The 19,295-nt window shown below is 72.6% G+C and carries 12 protein-coding genes; 6 read left to right on the top strand and 6 right to left on the bottom strand.

What is annotated here, in order from left to right; all coding sequences use genetic code 11:
• Positions 1-53 precede the first annotated feature (53 nt).
• Positions 54-1,751, top strand: a complete 1,698-nt coding sequence (locus tag KXC43_RS02785) for an acyl-CoA synthetase (protein WP_221374253.1) — start codon at positions 54-56, stop codon at positions 1,749-1,751.
• Between the two features lie 184 nt (positions 1,752-1,935).
• On the opposite strand, the gene KXC43_RS02780 is transcribed toward KXC43_RS02785, so the two are convergent.
• Together KXC43_RS02780 and KXC43_RS02775 are read right to left on the bottom strand one after the other, a co-directional pair.
• Positions 1,936-3,231, bottom strand: coding sequence for a DUF808 domain-containing protein (locus KXC43_RS02780; RefSeq protein ID WP_255643326.1), 1,296 nt, complete (start codon positions 3,229-3,231; stop codon positions 1,936-1,938).
• Between the two features lie 81 nt (positions 3,232-3,312).
• Positions 3,313-5,976 carry a helix-turn-helix transcriptional regulator gene (locus KXC43_RS02775; protein ID WP_221374252.1) on the bottom strand — a complete coding sequence of 888 codons (2,664 nt, stop codon included), beginning with the start codon at positions 5,974-5,976 and terminating at the stop codon, positions 3,313-3,315.
• Between the two features lie 134 nt (positions 5,977-6,110).
• Here KXC43_RS02775 and KXC43_RS02770 point away from each other — a divergent pair, with 134 nt between their 5' ends.
• The 3 genes from KXC43_RS02770 (at position 6,111) to KXC43_RS02760 (ending at position 9,503) form a co-directional block, all read left to right on the top strand.
• Positions 6,111-6,836 (top strand): tetratricopeptide repeat protein, encoded by a 726-nt coding sequence (locus KXC43_RS02770; protein ID WP_221374251.1) that lies wholly within the window; start codon positions 6,111-6,113, stop codon positions 6,834-6,836.
• Positions 6,837-6,866: 30 nt separating this feature from the next.
• Positions 6,867-7,673 (top strand): alpha/beta hydrolase, encoded by an 807-nt coding sequence (locus KXC43_RS02765; protein ID WP_221374250.1) that lies wholly within the window; start codon positions 6,867-6,869, stop codon positions 7,671-7,673.
• Positions 7,674-7,742: 69 nt separating this feature from the next.
• The gene (locus tag KXC43_RS02760; RefSeq protein ID WP_221374249.1) at positions 7,743-9,503 is read left to right on the top strand and encodes a hypothetical protein; all 1,761 of its coding nucleotides are present in this window, start codon (positions 7,743-7,745) and stop codon (positions 9,501-9,503) included.
• Positions 9,504-9,509: 6 nt separating this feature from the next.
• Here KXC43_RS02760 and KXC43_RS02755 read toward each other — a convergent pair whose 3' ends face one another.
• Together KXC43_RS02755 and KXC43_RS02750 are read right to left on the bottom strand one after the other, a co-directional pair.
• Positions 9,510-12,056: a GGDEF domain-containing phosphodiesterase gene (locus tag KXC43_RS02755; protein WP_221374248.1), complete on the bottom strand. Its 2,547-nt coding sequence runs from the start codon at positions 12,054-12,056 to the stop codon at positions 9,510-9,512.
• Between the two features lie 57 nt (positions 12,057-12,113).
• On the bottom strand, positions 12,114-12,428 hold the full coding sequence (locus tag KXC43_RS02750) for a cold-shock protein (protein ID WP_221374247.1): 315 nt from the start codon (positions 12,426-12,428) through the stop codon (positions 12,114-12,116).
• A 60-nt stretch (positions 12,429-12,488) separates the two neighbouring features.
• Between KXC43_RS02750 and KXC43_RS02745 the strand changes: the two genes are divergently transcribed.
• On the top strand, positions 12,489-13,379 hold the full coding sequence (locus tag KXC43_RS02745) for an NAD(P)/FAD-dependent oxidoreductase (protein WP_221374246.1): 891 nt from the start codon (positions 12,489-12,491) through the stop codon (positions 13,377-13,379).
• 1 nt (position 13,380) lies between these two features.
• Here KXC43_RS02745 and KXC43_RS02740 read toward each other — a convergent pair whose 3' ends face one another.
• Positions 13,381-16,149, bottom strand: coding sequence for an FAD-binding and (Fe-S)-binding domain-containing protein (locus tag KXC43_RS02740; protein WP_255643323.1), 2,769 nt, complete (start codon positions 16,147-16,149; stop codon positions 13,381-13,383).
• A gap of 16 nt (positions 16,150-16,165) precedes the next feature.
• Between KXC43_RS02740 and KXC43_RS02735 the strand changes: the two genes are divergently transcribed.
• Positions 16,166-16,819 (top strand): GntR family transcriptional regulator, encoded by a 654-nt coding sequence (locus tag KXC43_RS02735; RefSeq protein ID WP_221374244.1) that lies wholly within the window; start codon positions 16,166-16,168, stop codon positions 16,817-16,819.
• Here the strand turns inward: KXC43_RS02735 and KXC43_RS02730 are convergent, their stop codons facing one another.
• On the bottom strand, positions 16,820-19,138 hold the full coding sequence (locus KXC43_RS02730; protein ID WP_221374243.1) for a bifunctional glycosyltransferase/CDP-glycerol:glycerophosphate glycerophosphotransferase: 2,319 nt from the start codon (positions 19,136-19,138) through the stop codon (positions 16,820-16,822).
• Positions 19,139-19,295: the final 157 nt, after the last annotated feature.

Below are 19,295 nucleotides of genomic sequence, written 5' to 3'. Positions count from 1 at the left end.
GTCGGCGCGGCATTGAGTTGATCGGTGTTCTTGGTTGACGGCCGACCGGCGGGATGGGAGGCGGTTTCATGACGATGGCGAATGTGGGACTGGGGGCTTGGCCGGCGCGACGTGCGGCTATCTCGCCGGGCCGGACTGCGCTGGTCTTCCAGGGCGACCGGATCACGTACGCCGAGCTCCACGCGCGGGTGGGCCGGGTGGCCGCACGTCTTCGGGCCGAAGGGGTCGGACCGGGTGACCGGGTCGCGTATCTCGGTCCCAACCATCCCGCGTTCGTCGAGACGATGTTCGCCACGCATCGCCTGGGAGCGGTGTTCGTACCGCTCAACTTCCGGCTGACCGCGCCCGAGATCGATTACATGCTCCTCCACAGCGGCACGTCGCTGCTCGTGTACGGCCCCTCTTGCGCGGAAACCGTCCAGTCCTTGTCCACAGTCGTCATACCGATGCCATTGAGTGCCATCACTGGTCCTGGCGGGCGCTCTGTGGACAACGGCTCGGCGACGTCGCCGAGTGCCTCGGCTATGGGCGGCAGGGCGTCTGTGGACGAAGGCGTGGCGAGGGCAGTGGGTGCTTCGGCGGTGGGTAGTGGGGCGTCTGTGGATGAGGGCGTGGCGCTGTCACCGGGTGCTTCGGCTGTGGGTAGTGGGGCGTCTGTGGATGAGGGCGTGGCGCTGTCACTGGATGACGCGGCCTTCATTCTCTATACGTCCGGGACCACCGGGCGGCCGAAGGGGGCGGTGCTCACGCACGGGAACGTCGTCTGGAACTGCTTCAACCTGTTGGTGGGGGTGGACGTCGGCGGTGACGAGGTGGGGTTGATCGGGGCGCCGCTGTTTCATGTGGCCGCGCTCAACCAGTGTCTGCTGCCGACCTTTCTCAAGGGTGGCGCCAGCGTGATCATGCCGCGCTGGGAGGTGGACGAGGCTCTGGCCCTGATCGCTTCGCAGCGGGTGACCTGGATGTTCGGCGTGTCGGCCATGTTCGCGGCCCTGGCTCGGTCGCCGCGGTGGGCATCGACTGATCTGTCGTCGGTGCGCAGCGTCATGAGCGGGGGCGCCGCTGTTCCGCCGGCGCTCATCACCGCGTACCAGGAGAGGGGTTTGACCTTCTGCCAGGGCTACGGGCTGACCGAGACCGCGCCTGGGGCGACGTTCTTGGAAGCTCGGGAGAGTTCGGCGCACGTCGGGTCGGCCGGTGTGCCGGTTTTCTTTGCGGACGTCCGTTGTGTGCGACCGGATCTCAGCGACACCGCGGCCGGTGAACCGGGTGAGGTGTGGGTGCGGGGAGCGAACGTGACACCCGGTTACTGGAACGATCCGGCCGCCACGGCGGCCGCATTTGCCGACGGTGGCTGGTTCCGGTCGGGTGACATCGCGGTGGTGGATGACGAGGGGCACTTCCACATCGTCGACCGGCTGACGGACATGTATGTGTCGGGCGGCGAGAACGTGTATCCGGCCGAGGTCGAGGCTGTCCTCTTCGAACATCCGGCTGTGGCCGAGGCGGCCGTGGTCGGCGTGCCGGACGAGAGGTGGGGCGAGGTGGGGCGGGCGTTCGTCGTGGCGGTTCCGGGCCGAGAGGTTGATCCGGCCGAGGTGCGTGAGTTTCTGGGCGGGCGGCTTGCCCGGTACAAGCTGCCGGCCTATTTCGACGTGGTCGACGACCTGCCCCGCACCGGCTCGAACAAGGTTCGCAAGGCGCCGCTACGAGCCCGGCCACTGGACACGGGCACGACCGGCGAGCGGTGACTCTGCGCGGCGGTGAGGATGGGCACGTCCGGTCAGAGGCGATTCCGCGCCTGGGTGACAAGCGGCCTGCCGGGGTGAGGGGAATTCATGTGCCCCGCGGTGATTATGGGCAAGCCCGGCGATCTGTGGCTCGTGCGGACGGCAGAGCAGGCGGGACCACCGGGCTCGGCGGTCCCGCCCACCGTCAGTGGGACTCGGTGTTCGGTTGGGGCTTGGGGTCGCCGCCCGCCGGTTCATCCTCCGTAGCCGTAGCCGCAGCCCGAGAACGACCTTCACGCTGGGCGTCGGCTACCGGCTGGGCGTCGGCACCAGGCTGGGCGTCGGCTACCGGCTGGGCGTCGGCTACCGGCTGGGCGTCGGCACCAGGCTGGGCGTCGGCTACCGGCTGGGCGTCGGCACCAGGCTGGGCGTCGGCCACCGGCTGGGCGTCGGCCCGGGTGTCGGTCGTGAGCTGATCACCGGCGGTTGGTTCGGTGCCGGCGACGGGAGCGGCGGTCGCGGCCCCAGTCGCACCGGGAGCCGCGGTGTGGGCCTCGGGGGCGTGGGCGGTGTCGTGGGTGTCGGGCTTGCGGCGGTGGATGGTGTAGGTCAGCACGACGACGATCAGGGCGCCGACCACGAGGCCCAGGATCGCGCTGGCCACCGTGTTGACCAGCCAGCCGATCAGGCCGCCGAGCGCGCCGGTGGCGTCGTGCGCCGCCTCCTCGAGGTGGTGCACCTGCTCGTACAGGAAATGCCAGCCCAGCTCGTCGGCGCCGACCAGCAGGATGTGGCCGCCGACCCAGAGCATGGCGGCGGTGCCGATGATCGTCAGGGCCGTCAGCACGATGGGCATGGCCTTGACCAGCCCGCGGCCGAAGCCGGCGATCGGGCCGGAGAGCTGGGACAGCCGCAGCCCGGCGTCGTCCATCTTCACGATCAGGCCGACCGCGCCGTAAACGGCCACCGTCATGACCAGGGCGACCACGGCCAGGATGGCCAGGCGCGACCAGAACGGCTCGTCGATCACCTCGTTGAGCGTGATGACCATGATCTCGGCCGAGAGGATCAGGTCGGTGCGCACGGCCCCGCTGATCAGGGTCTTCTCGTCGGGGGCCTTGTCGTCCGCGCCGTGGGCGTCGTGGTGGGCGATCTTGGCCCACACCTTTTCGGCGCCCTCGTAACAGAGGTAGGCGCCGCCGAGCATCAGGATCGGCGTGAGCAGCCACGGCACGAACTGGCTGAGCAGCAGGATCGCGGGCAGGATGAAGAGGAACTTGTTGCGGAGCGACCCGAGCGCGATGCGCTTGATGATCGGGACTTCCCGCTCGGCCGCCAGGTTGCGCACGTACTGGGGCGTGACCGCGGCGTCGTCGATCACGACACCGGCGGCCTTGGCGCCGGCTTTCGCCGCTGCCACCCCGATGTCGTCGACCGACGCGGCAGCGGCGCGAGCCAGCACCGCCACGTCGTCCAGCAGGGCTACGAGTCCACCGGCCAAGACAAGGTCCTTCCTCAGTTGGGCACGTCCGTGCATGCCCATTCTCGCCTAAGCGGGCCCGTCGCGCCGTCGGGGCCGGTATCAGGCGACGGACAGGCCTGCCGTGATGACCCGGGCCAGCTCGGCCCGCGACCGGACGTTCACCTTCGGATAGATCCGGTACAGGTGGGTGCTGACCGTCCGCGGCGACAGGAACAGCCGCTCGCCGATCTCGCGGTTGCTCAGTCCCTCGGCGGCCAGCCGCGCGATCTGCTGCTCCTGCGGGGTGAGCGTGTCCAGCGTGTCCATCGGCCTGCGGCGGGTCTCACCGCTGGCGCGCAGCTCGGCGCGGGCCCGGTCGGCCCACGGCGTGGCCCCGAGGGCGTCGAAGGTCGTGGCGGCGGCCCGCAGCAACGGACGGCTCTCCGAGATCCGGAAGGAACGGCGCAACACGGAGCCGTACGTCAGTTGCAGGCGGGCCCGGTCGAACGGCCAGTCGGTCAGGTCGTCGGCCAGGGCCCTCTCGTAGTCGCCGGTCAGCACGGCCCGGGCGTAGCCGAGCCCCACGCGCAGGGCCGGCGACTGGCTGCGCTCAGCCACCGGTTCGAGCTGCTCGGCGACCGGCCGCAGCTCGTCCAGCAGGCCGCCGAGCACGGCCGCCTCGGCCAGATGCCCCAGCAGGTGCAGGTGCTGGTGGGGAAAGTACGCCGTGTCGGCGGGGTCGAAGACGCGCATGAGCTGCCGGAACGCGTCCTCGGCGTGGCCCTCGGCCAGGGCCGCCAGCCCGCGTGCCCGCTGCACGAGAGACAGCATGGGGAACCGCCGGGCCGAGGACAACGCCTGTTCCGCCTCGTCGGCCCGGCGCCGGGCCGATTCGGTGTCGCCCCGCAGCGCCTCGGCCTGAGCCGTGATGAGGATGCCGCCCAGCACCCAGGTCCGCTGCCCGATCTCCGTCGCCAGCGCGATGCTCTCGGCGGCCAGCGGCAGCGCCGAACGGGTGTCGCCCAGCGAGGCGTGGGCGGCGGCGGCCGCGTTGAGCGAGACCGACAGGGTGCCGATGCGCCCCTGGTGACGCAGGTCGGTGGCGCTCGAGAGGCCGATGGTGGCGGCGATCTCGAACGCCCCGACGGCCCAGGCGGCCACGGTCAGGTCGGCTCGCCACGTCGGCGGGATGTCCGTCCGGTGGACGAAGCGCCGCAGTCGCTCCAGCACGACGGCGCCCTGTTCGATGGGCGCGATCTGCCCGAGGATCGCGGTCAGGCGGGGGCTGTCCTCGTCGAGGCCGAGCGCGAGGGCCGCGTCGACGAGTTGCTCGCGGATGTGCGCGGGGGCGTTGCTGTAGTGGACCCCGAGCGCGATGTCGCACATGGCCTGGACGGCCATGTCGGGATCGCCGCCGTCCCGCATGGTGCGGATCATGCCGGCGTAGGCGGGCAGCCTTTCCGGGCCGTTGCTGACGCCGGGGAAGTAGTGGTCGCGCATGAAGACCACCCGGACGCGGTCGGGCGCCCGCAGCTCGCGGTCGTCGATCTCGGTCAGGATCCGCCGGGCCGTCTGCGGGTCGCCCTGCTCGTGCGCCGCGTGGACGGCCCAGATCTGCCGCCGGGCCCGCTCGGCCGGATCCTCACTGAGCTGCACGGCCCGGTTCGCCGCGGCTAGGGCGAAGGCGACCGTCTGCCGCTGGACGGCGTCGGCGGCCAGCACGGTGAGCTCGCGGGCCAGGGCCTCGTCCCGGCCGGGCACGGCCGAGGCCCGGTGCCAGAGCCGGCGGATCGGGCTGTCGCCGAGCACCTCGGCCAGCGCCGCGTGCATCCGGCGGCGGTCGCCGGGCGCCGCCTGCTGGCGCAGTGCCGAACGCAGCAACGGGTGCCGGAACCGCAGCTCGTACTGCTCGTCGACGGTCACCAGCCGCGAGGTCACCGCGGGCTGGATCGCCTCGGTGGGCACCTCGGCGCCGGTCAGGATCGCCCCGGCGGCCCTGATCTCGTCCAGGCTGCTCCCGTCGTTCAGCGCCGCGAGCAGCAGCAGGTCGCGCGTCAGCGGGGGCAGCTCCGCGACCAGTCCGGCAAAGGTCCGTTCCACCCGGGCGCTCAGCGGCAGCGACGACGGCAGCAGCGCCGGCCCGCCGAAGCGGGCCGCGGCCGAGCCGAGCTCGACCACACCGAGCGGGTTGCCGGCGGCCTCGTCCAGAACCCGGGCCCGCAGGGTCGCGACGAGATCGGGCGCATGGCGATCGAGCAGGATCTCGGCGTCGGCGGCCGGCAGGGGGTCGAGCCGCAGCTCGGGCAGCCCGGCCGCGGCCAGCCGCCGGTCGACGTCCTCGCCGTCGCGCACAGCCATGATCACGGCGATCCGGTCGGACCCGACGCGCCGTCCCAGGAAGGTCAGCGTCTCCCAGGTCTCCGCGTCCAGCCAGTGCGCGTCCTCCACGGCCAGCAGCACCGGCTCGTCCGCCTCGCCGAGCAGACCCAGAACCTCCACTGCGCGGCGGTACGGCGATCCGGCCCCCACCGCGGCGGTGCGCACCGGACGGAGCAGCTGGTCCAGCCCGGCGTACGGAATCCGGCCCTCGGCCTGCACGCCGGTGACCCGCAGCACGCGCATTCCGCGCTCGCGGCCGGAGCGGACCGCGCGCTCGAGCAGAACGGTCTTGCCGATGCCGGGCTCGCCCCGCAGCACGACCGTCGCCCCGTGCCCGCCGACCGCTTCGCCGAGAAGCGCTTCGATGGCGCTGATCAGCGCATCCCGCCCGACGATCTCCCCCATGCCCCCATACTGCAACGGCACTCGGGCCGGCCCCAACCAGCGACGCGTGTGCCGCGTCAACTGGTCGTCAACTGGGCCCGGCTACCGTGCCCGCGGAGCGTGATGGACGCGACATCAGACAGCATGGAGAAACGATGAGCTTCAGCGACCGGGTGCGATCGGCCTTCCGGCGGGGCGAGACCGACGCCGTGGTGAGCATGAGCGAGGCCGAGATCGCACGGGCCTCGGCCGCGGGCGACCCGGCGGGTGAGGTGGAGGCCCGCTACAGCCTGGCCCGGGTCGCCATCCGCGAGGGGGACCTGGCCACCGGCGAGGCCCGGGCCCGGAAGGCGCTCGAGGTGGCCCAGCTCTCCGGCGACCGGCGGCTCGAGGAACGGCCCCGGCACGTGCTCGCCGGGATCGCGCGCATGTCGGGCGACCTGCTGCGGGCCCGCGACCTCTACCGGGCGAGCATCGCGGTCAACGAGGAGCTGGGCCGGCCCGTCCAGGTCAACTCGGAGTATCACAACCTTGCGTTCGTCGAGTTGAAGCTGGGCCGGCTCGACGAGGCGCGCCGGCTGTTCGCCGAGGGACGCGAGCGGGTGTTCGGCCACGGGTGGAAGGACTTCGTACCGTACGTCTGCCTGGCCGAAGCGGCCCTCGGCGCCGCGGAGGGCGACTTCGCCCGGGCCGCGCTGATGGTCGGCGTGACCGATGTCGCGTTCGCCGAAATCGGCCAGGTGCCCGACCCCGACGACGCCGCCGACCTGGCCGCCGTCCGCGCCGCCGCCCTCGAAGCGCTCGGCCCGGTCGCCTACGCCGCCGAGTACGCCCGGGGTGAGCTGACCGATCCGCGGGCGGCCTTCGCCGGAATTCACTGACTGTCCAGTGGGCCGTCCTAGCGTGCCCGCATGAACATGATTCCGATGGCGGCGGCCCGGACGGTGGTCTTCATCCACGGCCTGTGGATTCACTCCGGCTCGTGGGAACCGTGGCAGGAGCTCTTCGCCGGGCAGGGCTACGAGACGCACGCCCCGGGCTGGCCGGGGGACGCCGAATCGGTTGCGGCCACGCGGGCCGACCCCACCGGCATGCACGGGGTCGGCGTCGAGGAGGCCACCGACGCGTACGCCAAGTTCCTGGCCGGTCTCGACGAGCGGCCGATCCTCGTCGGGCACTCCTTCGGCGGCCTGATCGCCCAGAAGCTGCTCGACCGCGACCTGGCTGCGGGAGCGGTGACGATCTCGCCGGCGCCGATCAAGGGTGTCCGGGCCGTGCCGTTCAGCCTGTTGCGCTCGGCCTTCCCGGTGCTGCGCTCGCCGGCCAACCGGGGCCGTGCTGTCGCCCTGACCGAGAAGCAGTTCGCGTACGGGTTCGGCAATGCGCTCACCCCGGCCGAGTCCTCCGACATCCATCGCCGGGTGGCCATCCCGGCGCCCGGCCGTCCGCTGTTCGAGGTGTCGTCGGCCAATTTCACCCGGGACGCGCCCTCGGCCGTCGACACCGCCCGCGCCGGCCGGGCCCCGCTGCTGATGATCGCCTGCGGCCGCGACCACACTGTGCCGGCCGTCGTGGTCCGCGGCGCGCACCGTCTCTACGCGGGCTCCCGCACCGACCTCGTCGAGTTCCCCGACCGCGGCCACAGCGCGCCGCTCGACCGCGGCTGGCGTGACCTGGCCGAAACCTCCCTCACCTGGATCGGCACGCACACCGCATGACGTACGCCCGCAACGGCATCCGGCGACACGAGCCGGCCGGGCGGTTCGCGGGCACGGTAGTTTGCCGAGGTGGGGAGCGAGGACGAGCTGCGGCTGCTGCGGGCGTACGAGCCGGTGGCGCGGTTCACCCAGGGCGAGTACTTCTTTCCGGTGTCGGCCGAGAAGTACGTGGCCCGGGCCGGGCTGTGGCGGCTGGAGGCGGGTGAGAGCCCCCTCGAACAGGCGCCGCCGGGCGGGTTGACGCTCGACGGGCTGGCCGAGTCGGCCGGCGCCGGGCAGGGGCTTCAGCTGTCGCTGTCAGGGATCGGCAACGGCCGCGGGCAGCTCGGGGTGGCCCACATCCCGTTGCGTGAGCGGCCGTCGCACCTGCGGCGGGCCAGCCGGCTGGCCTCGGTCGGGCTGACCGCGCGGTTCATCGACACGGCCAACAAGGTCTCGCTGTTGTTCCGGGGCAGCGTGCCCGGCGGCAGCGCGGCCCGCTCGTGGCTGCTCCAGCGCGACCACCTGGAGCCGGAACGGCCCACCTACTACGGCCGGGTGCTCCGCGACGACCCGTGGATCGTCTGCCAGTACTGGTACTTCTACTGCTTCAACAACTGGCGGTCGGCGTTCGGCGGGGTCAACGAGCACGAGGCCGACTGGGAACAGGTGACCGTCTACCTCGACGGCAGCGACGGCGCCGACGCGGACGGGTTGCCGCCGCCGCGCTGGGTGGTGTTCTCGGCCCACGACGAGGTCGGGGACGACCTGCGGCGGCGCTGGGACGACCCGGACCTGGCGCTGGTGGACGGGCGGCACCCGGTGGTCTACGTCGGGGCGGGCTCGCACTCGGGGGCCTACCTGCCGGGCGACTACCTGATCACCGTCCGGCCGCAGCGGTTGCGGGGTCTGGTCGGCGCGCTGCGCTGGTCGGGCCGGCTGTTCGCGCCGTGGGCGGGGGAGGGGCAGCACGGTGTCGGCATCCCGTACGTCGACTACGCCCGCGGGGACGGCCGTTCCGTCGGCCCGGGGCAGCCCGAGACCTGGCATCCGGTCGCCATCGACGACGACACCCCGTGGGTACGGGATTTCCGCGGCCTGTGGGGGCGGGACACCCGCGACCGGCTCGGCGGCGAGCGCGGACCGGCCGGTCCGCGCTACGAGCGGGACGGCACGGCCCGGCAGTCGTGGGCCGATCCGGTCGGGTGGGCCGGCCTGGCCAAGGTCGCACCCAACCCCCGGGCGGAGCGGGCGCTGATCGAACGCCGTACGCGCGAGAACGACGACCGGCTGAAGGCGCTCGACACCGAGATCGTGGCCCTGCGCCGGGAGTTGTCCCTGGCCGCGGCCGGTCTGCCGGTGGCCTCGCCCGAGGTGCGGGCGCTGCACCCGCAGGAGCGCCGGCTCCTGGCCCTGCGGATGGAACGGACGCGGCTGGCCGACGAGCAGGCCCGCACGGTCACGGCCGAGACGGTGGCCCAGCCTCCGCATGCCCACCTGATGCACCGGCGGCTGCCGATGGAACCGGCGGCGGGGTTCCGTGCGCGCGCCCTGTCGTGGTGGGCGGTGCTCAGCACCCCGCTCATCCTCCTGGCCCTGGGTGCGGGGGTCTCGCCGCTCGGCGTCGGCGGCCTCGACATCGCCGCTGTCTGGCTCCTGGGCCTGCTGTGCGTCGAGGGTCTCGTACGCGGAAAGCTCCTGGCTGTGCTGCTGCGGCTGCTGCTGGTCGCGACTGCGCTGGCCCTGCTGGTGGTGTTGTGGTTCGAGGGCCGATACGTCGTGGCCTTCGGCTTGTTCGCCGCCGCGGCCGGGGTGCTGCTGGTCAACGTGCGCGAGGCCTGGCGGCGCTGACCGCCCTCACCGCCGCCCGGTGTCGTGGTGCTCCGCGAGCAGGGCCTCCAGCCGCTCGGCGGGCATCGGGCGGCCCAGCAGGTTGCCCTGGCCCAGGCGGCACCCGGCGGTCTGGGCGGCGTCCAGGTCGGCGTCGTCCTCCAGCCCCTGGGCGATAACCTCGAGGCCGAGTCGCCGGCCCAGCGTCACGGCCACGTCCATCACCGCACCGGGCCGGCGGAACGACAGGGCCGGGTCGAGCACCTCGCGGTCGATCTTGAGCAGGTCGATCGGGAGGATGCGCAGGCGGCTGAGCGTGGTCGGGCCGGTGCCGAAGTTGTCCACGGCCGCTCGCACGCCCTGCGCCCGGAGCCGGCCCAGCGCGGACGAGATCTCCTCGACCGGTGGCTGATGAGCCTCATCGCGTACGTCGGAAAGGTGTTGCTCCGCGATCTCGAGCACCAGGGCCGAGGGCGGCAGGTCGTGCTCCTCCAGGGCCGTCTGGAGGGCGGCCTGGAACGCCGGATCGACCAGCTCCCGGGGCCGGACGTTCACCGCCAGCCACAGGTCGCCGTGCAGCCGCCGCCAGCCCGCGAGCAGGCCGCACGCCGTTCGCAGCACCCCGTGCCCGACCGTGGCCAGCAGACCCAGATCCTCGGCCAGGGCCAGCAGTTCCTCCGCGGCCACCGGGCCCACCGTCGGGTGCCGCCATGCCGGCACCGCCTCGATGCCGGCCGGGCGGCGGCCCGGCAGTTCGAAGATCGGCTGGTAGCTCACGTCGATCTCGCCCCGGCCGGCCGCGCCCGGCAGGTCCTGCTCGAGGGTCGAGCGGCGCAGCAGCCGGGCCTCCATCTCGGTCTCGTACCACTCGACCGCGCCCGGCGGCCCCGAGCGCACGGACCGCAGCGCGAGCGACGCCCGGCGGATGACCTCGTCGGTGCCGTTGTCGGCGGTCAGGTCGGCCAGACCGGCCCACGCGGAGAGATGGGCGACCGTGCGGCCCGCTAGGTAGGGAGCGGACAGCGCGTTCACGAGCTGCCCGGCCATCAGCTGGGCCCGGATCGCGCCGCAGTGGGTCAGCACCGCGAAGCGGGTCTCGGTCAGCCGGGCGGGCACGTCGGCGTCGCCGACCCGGGAACGCAACCGGCGGGCCGCCTCGACCAGCACCACCTCGGCCAGGTCACGCCCGTGCACGTCGCCGACCGCGGTCAGTCCGCCCAGCTCGACGACGATCATCGCGGCCGCGTCCGGGATGAGGTCGGCCGCCCGCGACAGCCCCTCCCAGTTGGCCAGCCCGGTCTGCGGGTCGAGGTGGGTGACCTGGCTCAGCGCCTGTTCGAGGTCGTGCGTGTTGGTGACGTCGCGGATGTGGACGACCAGCGTGGCGCCGGGCTCGGCCGGGTCGGCCCCGGTGGTGGTCCATTCGGTCTGCCGCCACCGCCCGAAGCCGTCGCGCAGGCGCACCGGAAGGGCGCTCGCCTGCGGCTGCTCCATCCGCGCGGTCAGGTAGTCGTGCACCGCCTCGATCTGGTCGGGGTGCACCAGCACCGACACCGTGCGGCCGAGCACCTCCTGTTCGGACAGGCCGAACTGGCGGGCCGCGGCCGGCGACTGCCAGCGCACGGCCAGGTTGGCGTCGAGGATCATCGCCACCTCGGTGGAGCCGAACATCAGGCTGCGCAGCCGGTTGCCCTGATCGGTGAGGTGCCTGGCCTGCCGGCGCAGCGCCGTCGCCGACACCCACTCCCGGACGGCCACGGCCGTGATCGCGACCGCGCCCAACATGATCGAGATGGAGTCGAGGTGACCGCCGTTGATCAGGTGGTACACCGTGGCCAGGGCGGAGCCGAGGACGAGCAGTCCGAGCAGCGGGAAGCCGGCGATCGACTCGCTGCCGGGCGGCGGTACCGGGCGGGTGTCGGGCGCCGTCCGCACCGAGCCGTGCCACAGCCCGGCCGCGGCCACGTTGATCGCGACCGCCGCGGCCAGCCCGGCGATCACGGCGTTGGGCCGGCCGGGGAAGTCCCGGGCGATGACCAGCGCGGTCAGGCCGGTCAGCGAGAGTGCCGCCGCCGTTCCGCACCACTGGAGCGCGGCCCGGTGGCGCAGCGCGTGCACTCCGGTGACGGCGGCCAGGGCGATGGCGCCGCCGCCGAAGATCAGCGCGGTGATCGACGCGCCCCGCCGTTCGCCGACCGTGAAGAGCAGCATCCAGCCCGCGTACATGATGCTGGCCCAGACGCCGAGCGTGTCGAGCCCGACCCGCAGCCGGGCCGGCGCGTCCCGGCGCTGCGGCGGGCGCAGCAGGGCGGGCAGGTAGAGCAACGCCACGAGGAACACACAGACCAGCGGAATCTCGGCGGGGAGGGGGACGCCGCCCACGAGCACGTCCGGCCGCCAGAGCGCGGCCAGGCCACTGCCGATCCCGGCCAGGGCGGTGAGCGCGACGCCGGCGGCCAGGGCGAGCGCGCGCGGGCTGGGCCCGGCCGCCCGTCCTTTCCGGACGGCGCGCGCCATGAGCACGGCGAATACGCCGGAGCAGCCGGCCAGCAGGCCGGCGACCACACCTTCCATCACAGTCGTCCAGATCGTTCCGAGGGGTTCTGGTTCAACGAGCGACCGCGGCAGTGGTTACGGCCGCGGCGCGTCCGGTTCGTCGAATGTCAGCGTCAGGGTGCTGCTGTAGGCCGCGGAGTTGCCCCGGGCCGGCGGCTGATCGGGAGGTTCGTCCGCTCCGGTCCACACCTTCGTCGCCCGGAAAGCGAAGCCGTCCTGGTTCGCCGCCTCGGCGCGGAAGGTGACCCGTTGTCCCGCCACCAGCGCCCGGAATCCCGGCATCTCGATGGCGGAGAAGTTCACCCAGCACCCGCCGGGCACATCCGGGCCGTCGATCACGCCCCATCCTTCGTCCGCGTCGAACGTGCGCACCGAACCCGAGCTCGTCATGGGCCCAGTCTGCCCTAGCCATGCCGGGATGCGGGCGGGGGAACTGGGTAGGTTCCGGTCATGGACGTTGTCGTGGTGGGGGCGGGCATCGCCGGTTTGTCGTGTGCGCGGGCGCTGGCCGAGGGCGGGGCCCGGGTTCGTGTGGCCGAGCGGGGGCGGGTGGTCGGTGGCCGGCTGGCCAGCAAGCGCTACGACGGCCGTTACGCGGACATCGGGGCTGCCTATTTTGTCGCCGACGACCCCGGTTTCGCGGCGCAGGTGGCGAAGTGGGAGTCAGGCGGACTGGCCCGGCCGTGGACCGACACGCTGCGGGTCTATCCCGGCGGAGAGCCGACGACCGGGCCGGTGCGGTGGGCGGCTCCCGGTGGGCTCCGGTCGCTGGCCGCCGATCTGGCCCAGGGGCTCGATGTGCGGCTCTCGACCGAACTCGCATCGGTGCCGGAGGACGCGGACGCCGTCGTGCTCGCCATGCCGGGTCCCCAGGCGCTCCGCCTGGCGCCGCCGCCGGCGGTCGCCGCGGTCGCGCGGGCCCAGACCTGGAAGCCGGTGATCGCCGCCGTTCTGACGTATCCGTCCCGGCAGTGGGGCGACCTGCGTGGCGCCTTCGTCAACGGTCACCCCGCGCTCGCCACCGTCTGCGACGACGGAAACCGCCGTGGCGACGGAGCCCCGGTCCTGGTCGCGCATTCGACCGCGGAGCTGGCCGCCCGGCACCTCGACAATCCGGAGAGCGCCGGGCCGGTCCTGGCCGACGCCGTCCGCGAGGTGCTCGCACTCTCCGCCGAGCCCGAGGTGCATGTGCACCGCTGGACCTACGCCCAGCCCGAGCAGATCGACGGTCCGTACGCCGTCGACGGCCGCGTCTGGCTCTGCGGTGACGCCTTCGGCCGCCCCCGCGTGGAGACCGCCTGGCTTTCCGGCCACGCCGTCGCGCGAGCCCTGCTCGAGTGATCTACTCGGACGTGCGGTCCAGCAACTGAGCCAGGTGGACGGCGGGGCGGTCGCGCAGGTCGGCCACCTGCGTGCGGCACGAGAAGCCGTCGGCCAGAACCACCGCGCCGGGGGAAGCGTCCAGGGCCGGCAGCAGGTTCTGTTCGGCCACCGCCACCGACACCTCGTAGTGGCCGATCTCGACGCCGAAGTTGCCGGCCAGGCCGCAACAGCCCGCGAGCCGCTTCACCTCGGCTCCGGTCGAGGCAAGCAGGTCGGCGTCGGCCTTCCAGCCGAGGACGGCGTGGTGGTGGCAGTGCGGCTGGGCGACCACCGTGACGCCGGACAGGTCGGGCGGCGTCCAGCCCGGGGTCTCGGCCAGCAGTTCGGCCAGCGTCCGCACCGAGGAAGCGACCACGGCCGCGTCGTCGGAGCCGGGGAGCAGTTCGTGCACGTCGGAGCGGAGCACCGCCGTGCAGGAGGGCTCGATGCCGACGATCGGGATGCCGTCGCGGGCATCGGGCGCCAGGGCGGCCACCGTACGGGAAAGGATCTTCTTGGCCGAGTCCAGCTGGCCCGTCGTGATCCAGGTCAGGCCGCAGCACACCGAGCCGGACGGGAGCCTCGGCTCGTAGCCGGCCGCGCGCAACACCCGTACGGTCGCCTCGGCCACCTCGGGCGAGAAGGCGTCCGAGAACGAGTCGGCGAACAGGATCACCGGCCGCCCCTCCGAGGACGCCGGCCGGAACGTACGCCGGAACGGGCGCCGGGCGAAGGCCGGAACGGACCGTCGCTTGTCGACACCGGCCAGCCACAGCGCCAGCGTCCGGATTCCCGGCAGCCGCGTGCCGAGGTTCGCCAGCCGCGGCGTCCATCCGGCGAGCCGGGCCCAGAACGGCAGCTTCCCGAGCGTGTAGTGCGACCGCGGCCGCAGGCGGCCCCGGTACGTCTGGTGCAGCACCTCGGACTTGTACGTGGCCATGTCGATGCCGGTAGGGCAGTCCGACGCGCATCCCTTGCACGACAGGCAGAGGTCGAGGGAGTCGTGCACCGACGGGTCCGACCACGACAGCTCGCCCCGGACGACCTCCTGCAACACCCGCGCCCGGCCCCGCGTCGAGTCCTTCTCCTCACGGGTGGCCAGATAGGACGGACACATGACGCCGTGCGCCGCCGAGTTGTCGGCCCGGCACTTGCCGACACCGGTGCAGCGGTGCACAGCCTGAGCGAGGTCGCCGCCGTCGTGCGGGTAGGCCAGGGCGAGCCCCTTGACCGGGTAGTGCCCGGCCGGTCGCACGTCCGCGTCGACCGGGTCGGGGTCGACCAGCACGCCGGGGTTCAGCACGTTGCCCGGGTCGAAGGCGTGCTTGATGCCCGCGAACAGGGCGAGCGCGTCGGGGGAGTACATGTGGGGCAGCAGCTCCGAGCGTGCCCGCCCGTCCCCGTGCTCGCCCGACAGCGATCCGCCGAACTCGCCCACCAGCTTCGCGGCGTCGACCAGGAATTCCCGCATCACCTTCGTGCCACCGGGCTGGTCGAGCGGGAAGTCGAGCCGTACGTGCATGCAGCCGTCCCCGAAGTGCCCGAACGGCGCCGAGGTCATGCCGTACGTGGCCACGAGCTCGTCGAAGCGGGCCAGGTAGGCGCCGAGCCGCGCCGGCGGGACGGCTGCGTCCTCCCATCCCGGCCACGCGGGCCGGTCCGAAGGCGCCCGCCCGGCCAGGCCCGCGCCGTCCTCGCGGATGCGCCACAACCGGGCCTGGGTCGCCGGATCGGTCACCACCAGCGCGTCGTCCGCGATGCCGTCGCCGGCCAGCTTCCGCGCCCGGGATTCCACCTCGCCCAGCTCGTCACCCGCCAGCTCGACGAACAGCCAGGCGCCCCCGCGCGGCAGCGCCGGCACAGCGTCCGGCCCGCGCCGCGCCCGCAGCACGTCCAGCAGCCGGGAATCGAGGCCCTCGCACGAGGTCGGCCCGTGCGCCACGACGGCGGGGGAGGCCTCGCCGGCCGCCACGATGTCGCGGAACCCGAGCACCACGACCACGCGTACGGGGGAGTCGACGACCAGCTTCACCGTCGCCCGCGTGATGACGGCGAGGGTTCCCTCCGAGCCCACCATGGCCTGCGTGAGGTCGAAGCGCTCCGGCAACAGATGCTGCACGGCGTAGCCCGAGACCTGCCGGCCGAAGCGGTCGAACTCGGTCCGCGCCGTGGCGAGGTGCTTCCCGACGACCGCCTTCAGGCCCTCGACGACGGGCCCCCGCGGCGCGGTCGTGCTGAGGGAGGCGCCGTCCGCGGTCAGCAGCTCGAGCCCCGCCACGTTGTCGGAGGTCCGCCCGTACGCGAGGGACCGCGAGCCGCAGGCGTTGTTCCCGATCATGCCGCCGATGGTGCAGCGCGGATGCGTCGACGGGTCGGGCCCGAACCGTACGCCGTGCGGCGTGACCGCCTTCTGCAGAACCGCATGCACCGTCCCCGGCTCGACAACCGCCGTCCGCGCCGCCGGGTCGACCTCGAGCACCCGGTTGAGGTGCCGGGAGAAGTCGAGCACGATGCCCCGCCCGACCGCGTTCCCGGCCACCGACGTGCCCGCCCCGCGCGACGTGAACGGCGTCCCCGTCGCCCGGGCCACCGCCAGCGCCGCCGCCACCTCGTCGACGTGCCGCGGGCGCACCACCGCGAGCGGCGGAATGCGGTAGAGCGAGGCGTCGGAGGCGTACATGCCCCTCGTGCCCGCGTCGGCCCGGACCTCGAGCCCGGCCTTCTCCAGTGCCGCCACCACGTCGCTCATGGGTAACATGTTACCCATGCCGTCGCTGAAGTTGCCGCCGGAGGCTCCGTCCCTGGCCGATGCCGTCGCTCGGGCCGTGCGGGAAGGGATCGCCGCGGGGGAGCTGGTGCCCGACACCACGTACTCGGTGTATCAGCTCGCCGATCTGCTCGGCGTCTCACGCAGCCCGGTCCGCGAGGGCATGCTGCGGCTGGCCGAGGCCGGCCTGGTCGAGATCCACCGCAACCGCGGCTTCCAGGTGCTGCCGCCCCGGGCCCACGACATCGAGGAGATCGTCGAGATCCGCCTGGCGCTCGAGCCCGCCGCTGCCCGCAAGGCCGCCCTGCTCGGCACCGACGAGCAACACGCCGCCATCCGGTCCGCGCTGGACGCGATGGCGGTGGCCGACGAGGCCGCCTTCTGGCCCGCCGACCGCGCCCTGCACGACCTGTTGCTGCGAGCGGCCGGCAACGCCCGGGCCGCTGCCATCGTCGCCCAGCTGCGCTCCACGACAGCCCTGCTCGGCCCGCCGACCACGGCCAGCGGCCGCACCCTGGCCGAGATCCACGCCGAACACGAGCCCGTCGTCACCGCCGTGCTCGCCCGGGACGGCGACGCCGCCGAGGCCGCCATGCGCAGCCACCTCGAATCGACGGGCCGCCTGCTGGTGACGAACCTCGCCGGCCGCTGATCAGCGGCCGACGACGGCGCTGGGCTCCTCGGAGATGTCGGTGTCGTCCTCGGTTACGGCTTGGGCGGTGGAGAGGTCCCGCGGCTGGGACTCGTCGAAAACGCTCCGCAGCTCCTGCAGCTGCTCGGTGTGCACAACCGGCACCGCGCCCGCATCCGGCAGAGCCGGGGCCGGCTGGTTGAGGAACACGCGGCGCACGACCCGCTCGGACGCGTGGCCGTCGTCGAGGTAGCAGAAGCGGTCGCGGAACACCTTGCGGGTGGCGGCCGCCGTCTCGCCGAAGACCTCGCCCGAGATGAACAGGTCGACCAGCTCCGACTCGTTGCGTGCCGTGACGCCCGGGCCCTCGGTGAACACGTCGAGGTAGGCGCCGCGGTTGGCCTTGTACTTGCTCCAGTCGGCCGCGTAGATGGCCAGCGGCCGGTCGAGCACCGCGTAATCGAACATGACCGAGGAGTAGTCCGTGATCATCGCGTCGGCCGCCAGGTAGATGTCCTCGACGCTGGGGTAGTCGCCCAGGTCGATGACCCGCGGGTGGGTGCCGGACACGTGCGAGCGGTCGAAGTGGTGCACCCGCACGAGCAGCACCGTCTCGGGCGGCATCCGGTCGGCGAAGCGCTCGACGTTCAGCAGCGCGTCGCTGCCGAACTCGTAGTCGCGGTAGGTCGGCAGGTAGGCGATGGCGGTCTGACCCGGCTTGAGGCCGAGCCGCTCGCGGGCCGCCGCCACATCGGCCGGGGTGGCGTTGGCCAGCGCGTCGTTACGCGGGTAGCCGACCTCGAGCGTCTCGTAGTCGCACGGGTACGCCCGCTCCCAGATCTCGGAGGTGTAGGCGTTCGGGCTGATGTTGAACGTCCACCGGTCGCACCGCTTGAGCAGCCAGTTCATGTTCATGCCCTGCAGGCCGGCCGGGAACTTGAGCTGGTCGACGCCCATCGCCTTGACCGGGGTTCCGTGGTTGGTCGACAGATGCACCGCGTCGCGCCGCTTGACCACCCAGCCCGGGTAGTTCACGTTGGTGATCAGGTATTTGGCCCGCGCCAGGGCCTTGTAGTGCTCCATCGTGCCGATGGTCACGGTGGCGATGCCGGGCGGCACGCTGTCTTCCTGGCCGGGCTTGACCTCCCAGACTCCCCGTACGCCCGGAGCCAGCTCACCCATCTTCTCGTACACCGCCTTCGGGTTGCAGGCGTAGCCCTTGCCCCAGTAGGCGGAGTAGACCGCGAGGTTCTTGTCGATCGGCCGGCGCAGCTGCTGGCGGTAGTACCGCATCCGCAGCCGGCTGCGCAGACGCACCTTGCGCTGCAGCTTGTCCTTGCGGAACTTGACCGAGTTGGTCAGCCGGAGCGTGACGCGGGCGATCCGGTAGCGCATCCAGGACCCGCGGGCGACCAGCCGCTGCCGATGGCCCTCCTGTCCCTCGGGCAGCTCGTAGCCCCCGCTCGGCAGGTGCCGCCGGTACGCCTCGGCCAGAGCCTGGAAGAACTCGCGCCGGTCGGCCTTGGCCACCCGTTCGCGATTCTCGAGCACGAGCAGGCACTGGTAGAGCATCCGCCCGAAGACCAGGGCCCGGAACGGCTCGGCCCGCGCCCCGATCTTGTCGAGCCGCTGGAACAGCAGGTCGTACTGGTCGAAGACCTCGAAGTGGCGACGGCCGGGGGTGGACGTGATCGCCCCGCGCCGGCGCTGCCGGTAGTAGATGCAGACGCGCTCGAGCACGGTGATCCGATCGGCCACCATGAGGACGGGGTAGCCCACCGGCACGTCCTCGTACAGTCCGGTCGGGTACGTGATCTCGTTCTTGATCAGGAAGTCGCGCCGGAAGATCTTGTTCCACGCGACGTGGAACGTCTTGATCATGTTGGGGTACTCGGCCAGCGTGAAGACCCGCGGCAGTTCCTCGGCCCGGACCAGGCCGGACAGCTTGCTGCGCCGGCTCTTGTTGTTCCACCACACCTTGGCGTAGTCGACCACCAGGACGTCCGGGTCGGCCGTGATCAGACGATCGGCGACCGCGGCGAGGGCGCCGGGCGCGATCCAGTCGTCACTGTCGATGAACCAGACGAACTCGCCCGTCACGTGCTGCATCCCGGCGTTGCGGGCCTCGCCCAGGCCGACGTTCTCGGCGAGGTGGACGACCCGGACGCGCTTGTCGCGGGCGGCGTACTCGTCGAGGATCGCGCCGCAATGGTCCGGTGAACAGTCGTCCACGGCGATCACCTCGACGTCGGTGAACGTCTGCTCGAGGATCGAGTCGAGACATTCCCGCAGGTAGGCCTGGACGCGGTAGACCGGGAGAACAACACTCAAGAGGGGCATGTGGTTGAACCTTCGATCGAACGATCGATCCGGGCCCACGGGTCGCCCGCGGACGGCTCACCGCCGGAAGGATCCGGCACCGCCCAGCGCGTTGCTCCCCGTGTGCCCTCGCCGATCAGACGGAGGGGGTGTTCCGCCTTGCCGGACAATGGCGGCG

It is taken from the genome of Paractinoplanes polyasparticus, assembly GCF_019710575.1.
GTDB lineage: Bacteria > Actinomycetota > Actinomycetes > Mycobacteriales > Micromonosporaceae > Actinoplanes > Actinoplanes polyasparticus.
The sequence above is the reverse complement of the archived record's forward strand: the minus strand, read 5'-3'. Positions and strand labels throughout refer to the sequence as shown.

Coding starts and splice junctions, on each gene's coding strand:
- KXC43_RS02745 (WP_221374246.1), top strand. CDS start 12,489: ATGGACGTTGTCGTGGTGGGGGCGGGCATCGCCGGTTTGTCGTGTGCG.
- KXC43_RS02765 (WP_221374250.1), top strand. CDS start 6,867: ATGAACATGATTCCGATGGCGGCGGCCCGGACGGTGGTCTTCATCCAC.
- KXC43_RS02785 (WP_221374253.1), top strand. CDS start 54: ATGGGAGGCGGTTTCATGACGATGGCGAATGTGGGACTGGGGGCTTGG.
- KXC43_RS02735 (WP_221374244.1), top strand. CDS start 16,166: ATGCCGTCGCTGAAGTTGCCGCCGGAGGCTCCGTCCCTGGCCGATGCC.
- KXC43_RS02775 (WP_221374252.1), bottom strand. CDS start 5,976: ATGGGGGAGATCGTCGGGCGGGATGCGCTGATCAGCGCCATCGAAGCG.
- KXC43_RS02750 (WP_221374247.1), bottom strand. CDS start 12,428: ATGACGAGCTCGGGTTCGGTGCGCACGTTCGACGCGGACGAAGGATGG.
- KXC43_RS02770 (WP_221374251.1), top strand. CDS start 6,111: ATGAGCTTCAGCGACCGGGTGCGATCGGCCTTCCGGCGGGGCGAGACC.
- KXC43_RS02740 (WP_255643323.1), bottom strand. CDS start 16,149: ATGAGCGACGTGGTGGCGGCACTGGAGAAGGCCGGGCTCGAGGTCCGG.
- KXC43_RS02730 (WP_221374243.1), bottom strand. CDS start 19,138: ATGCCCCTCTTGAGTGTTGTTCTCCCGGTCTACCGCGTCCAGGCCTAC.
- KXC43_RS02755 (WP_221374248.1), bottom strand. CDS start 12,056: ATGGAAGGTGTGGTCGCCGGCCTGCTGGCCGGCTGCTCCGGCGTATTC.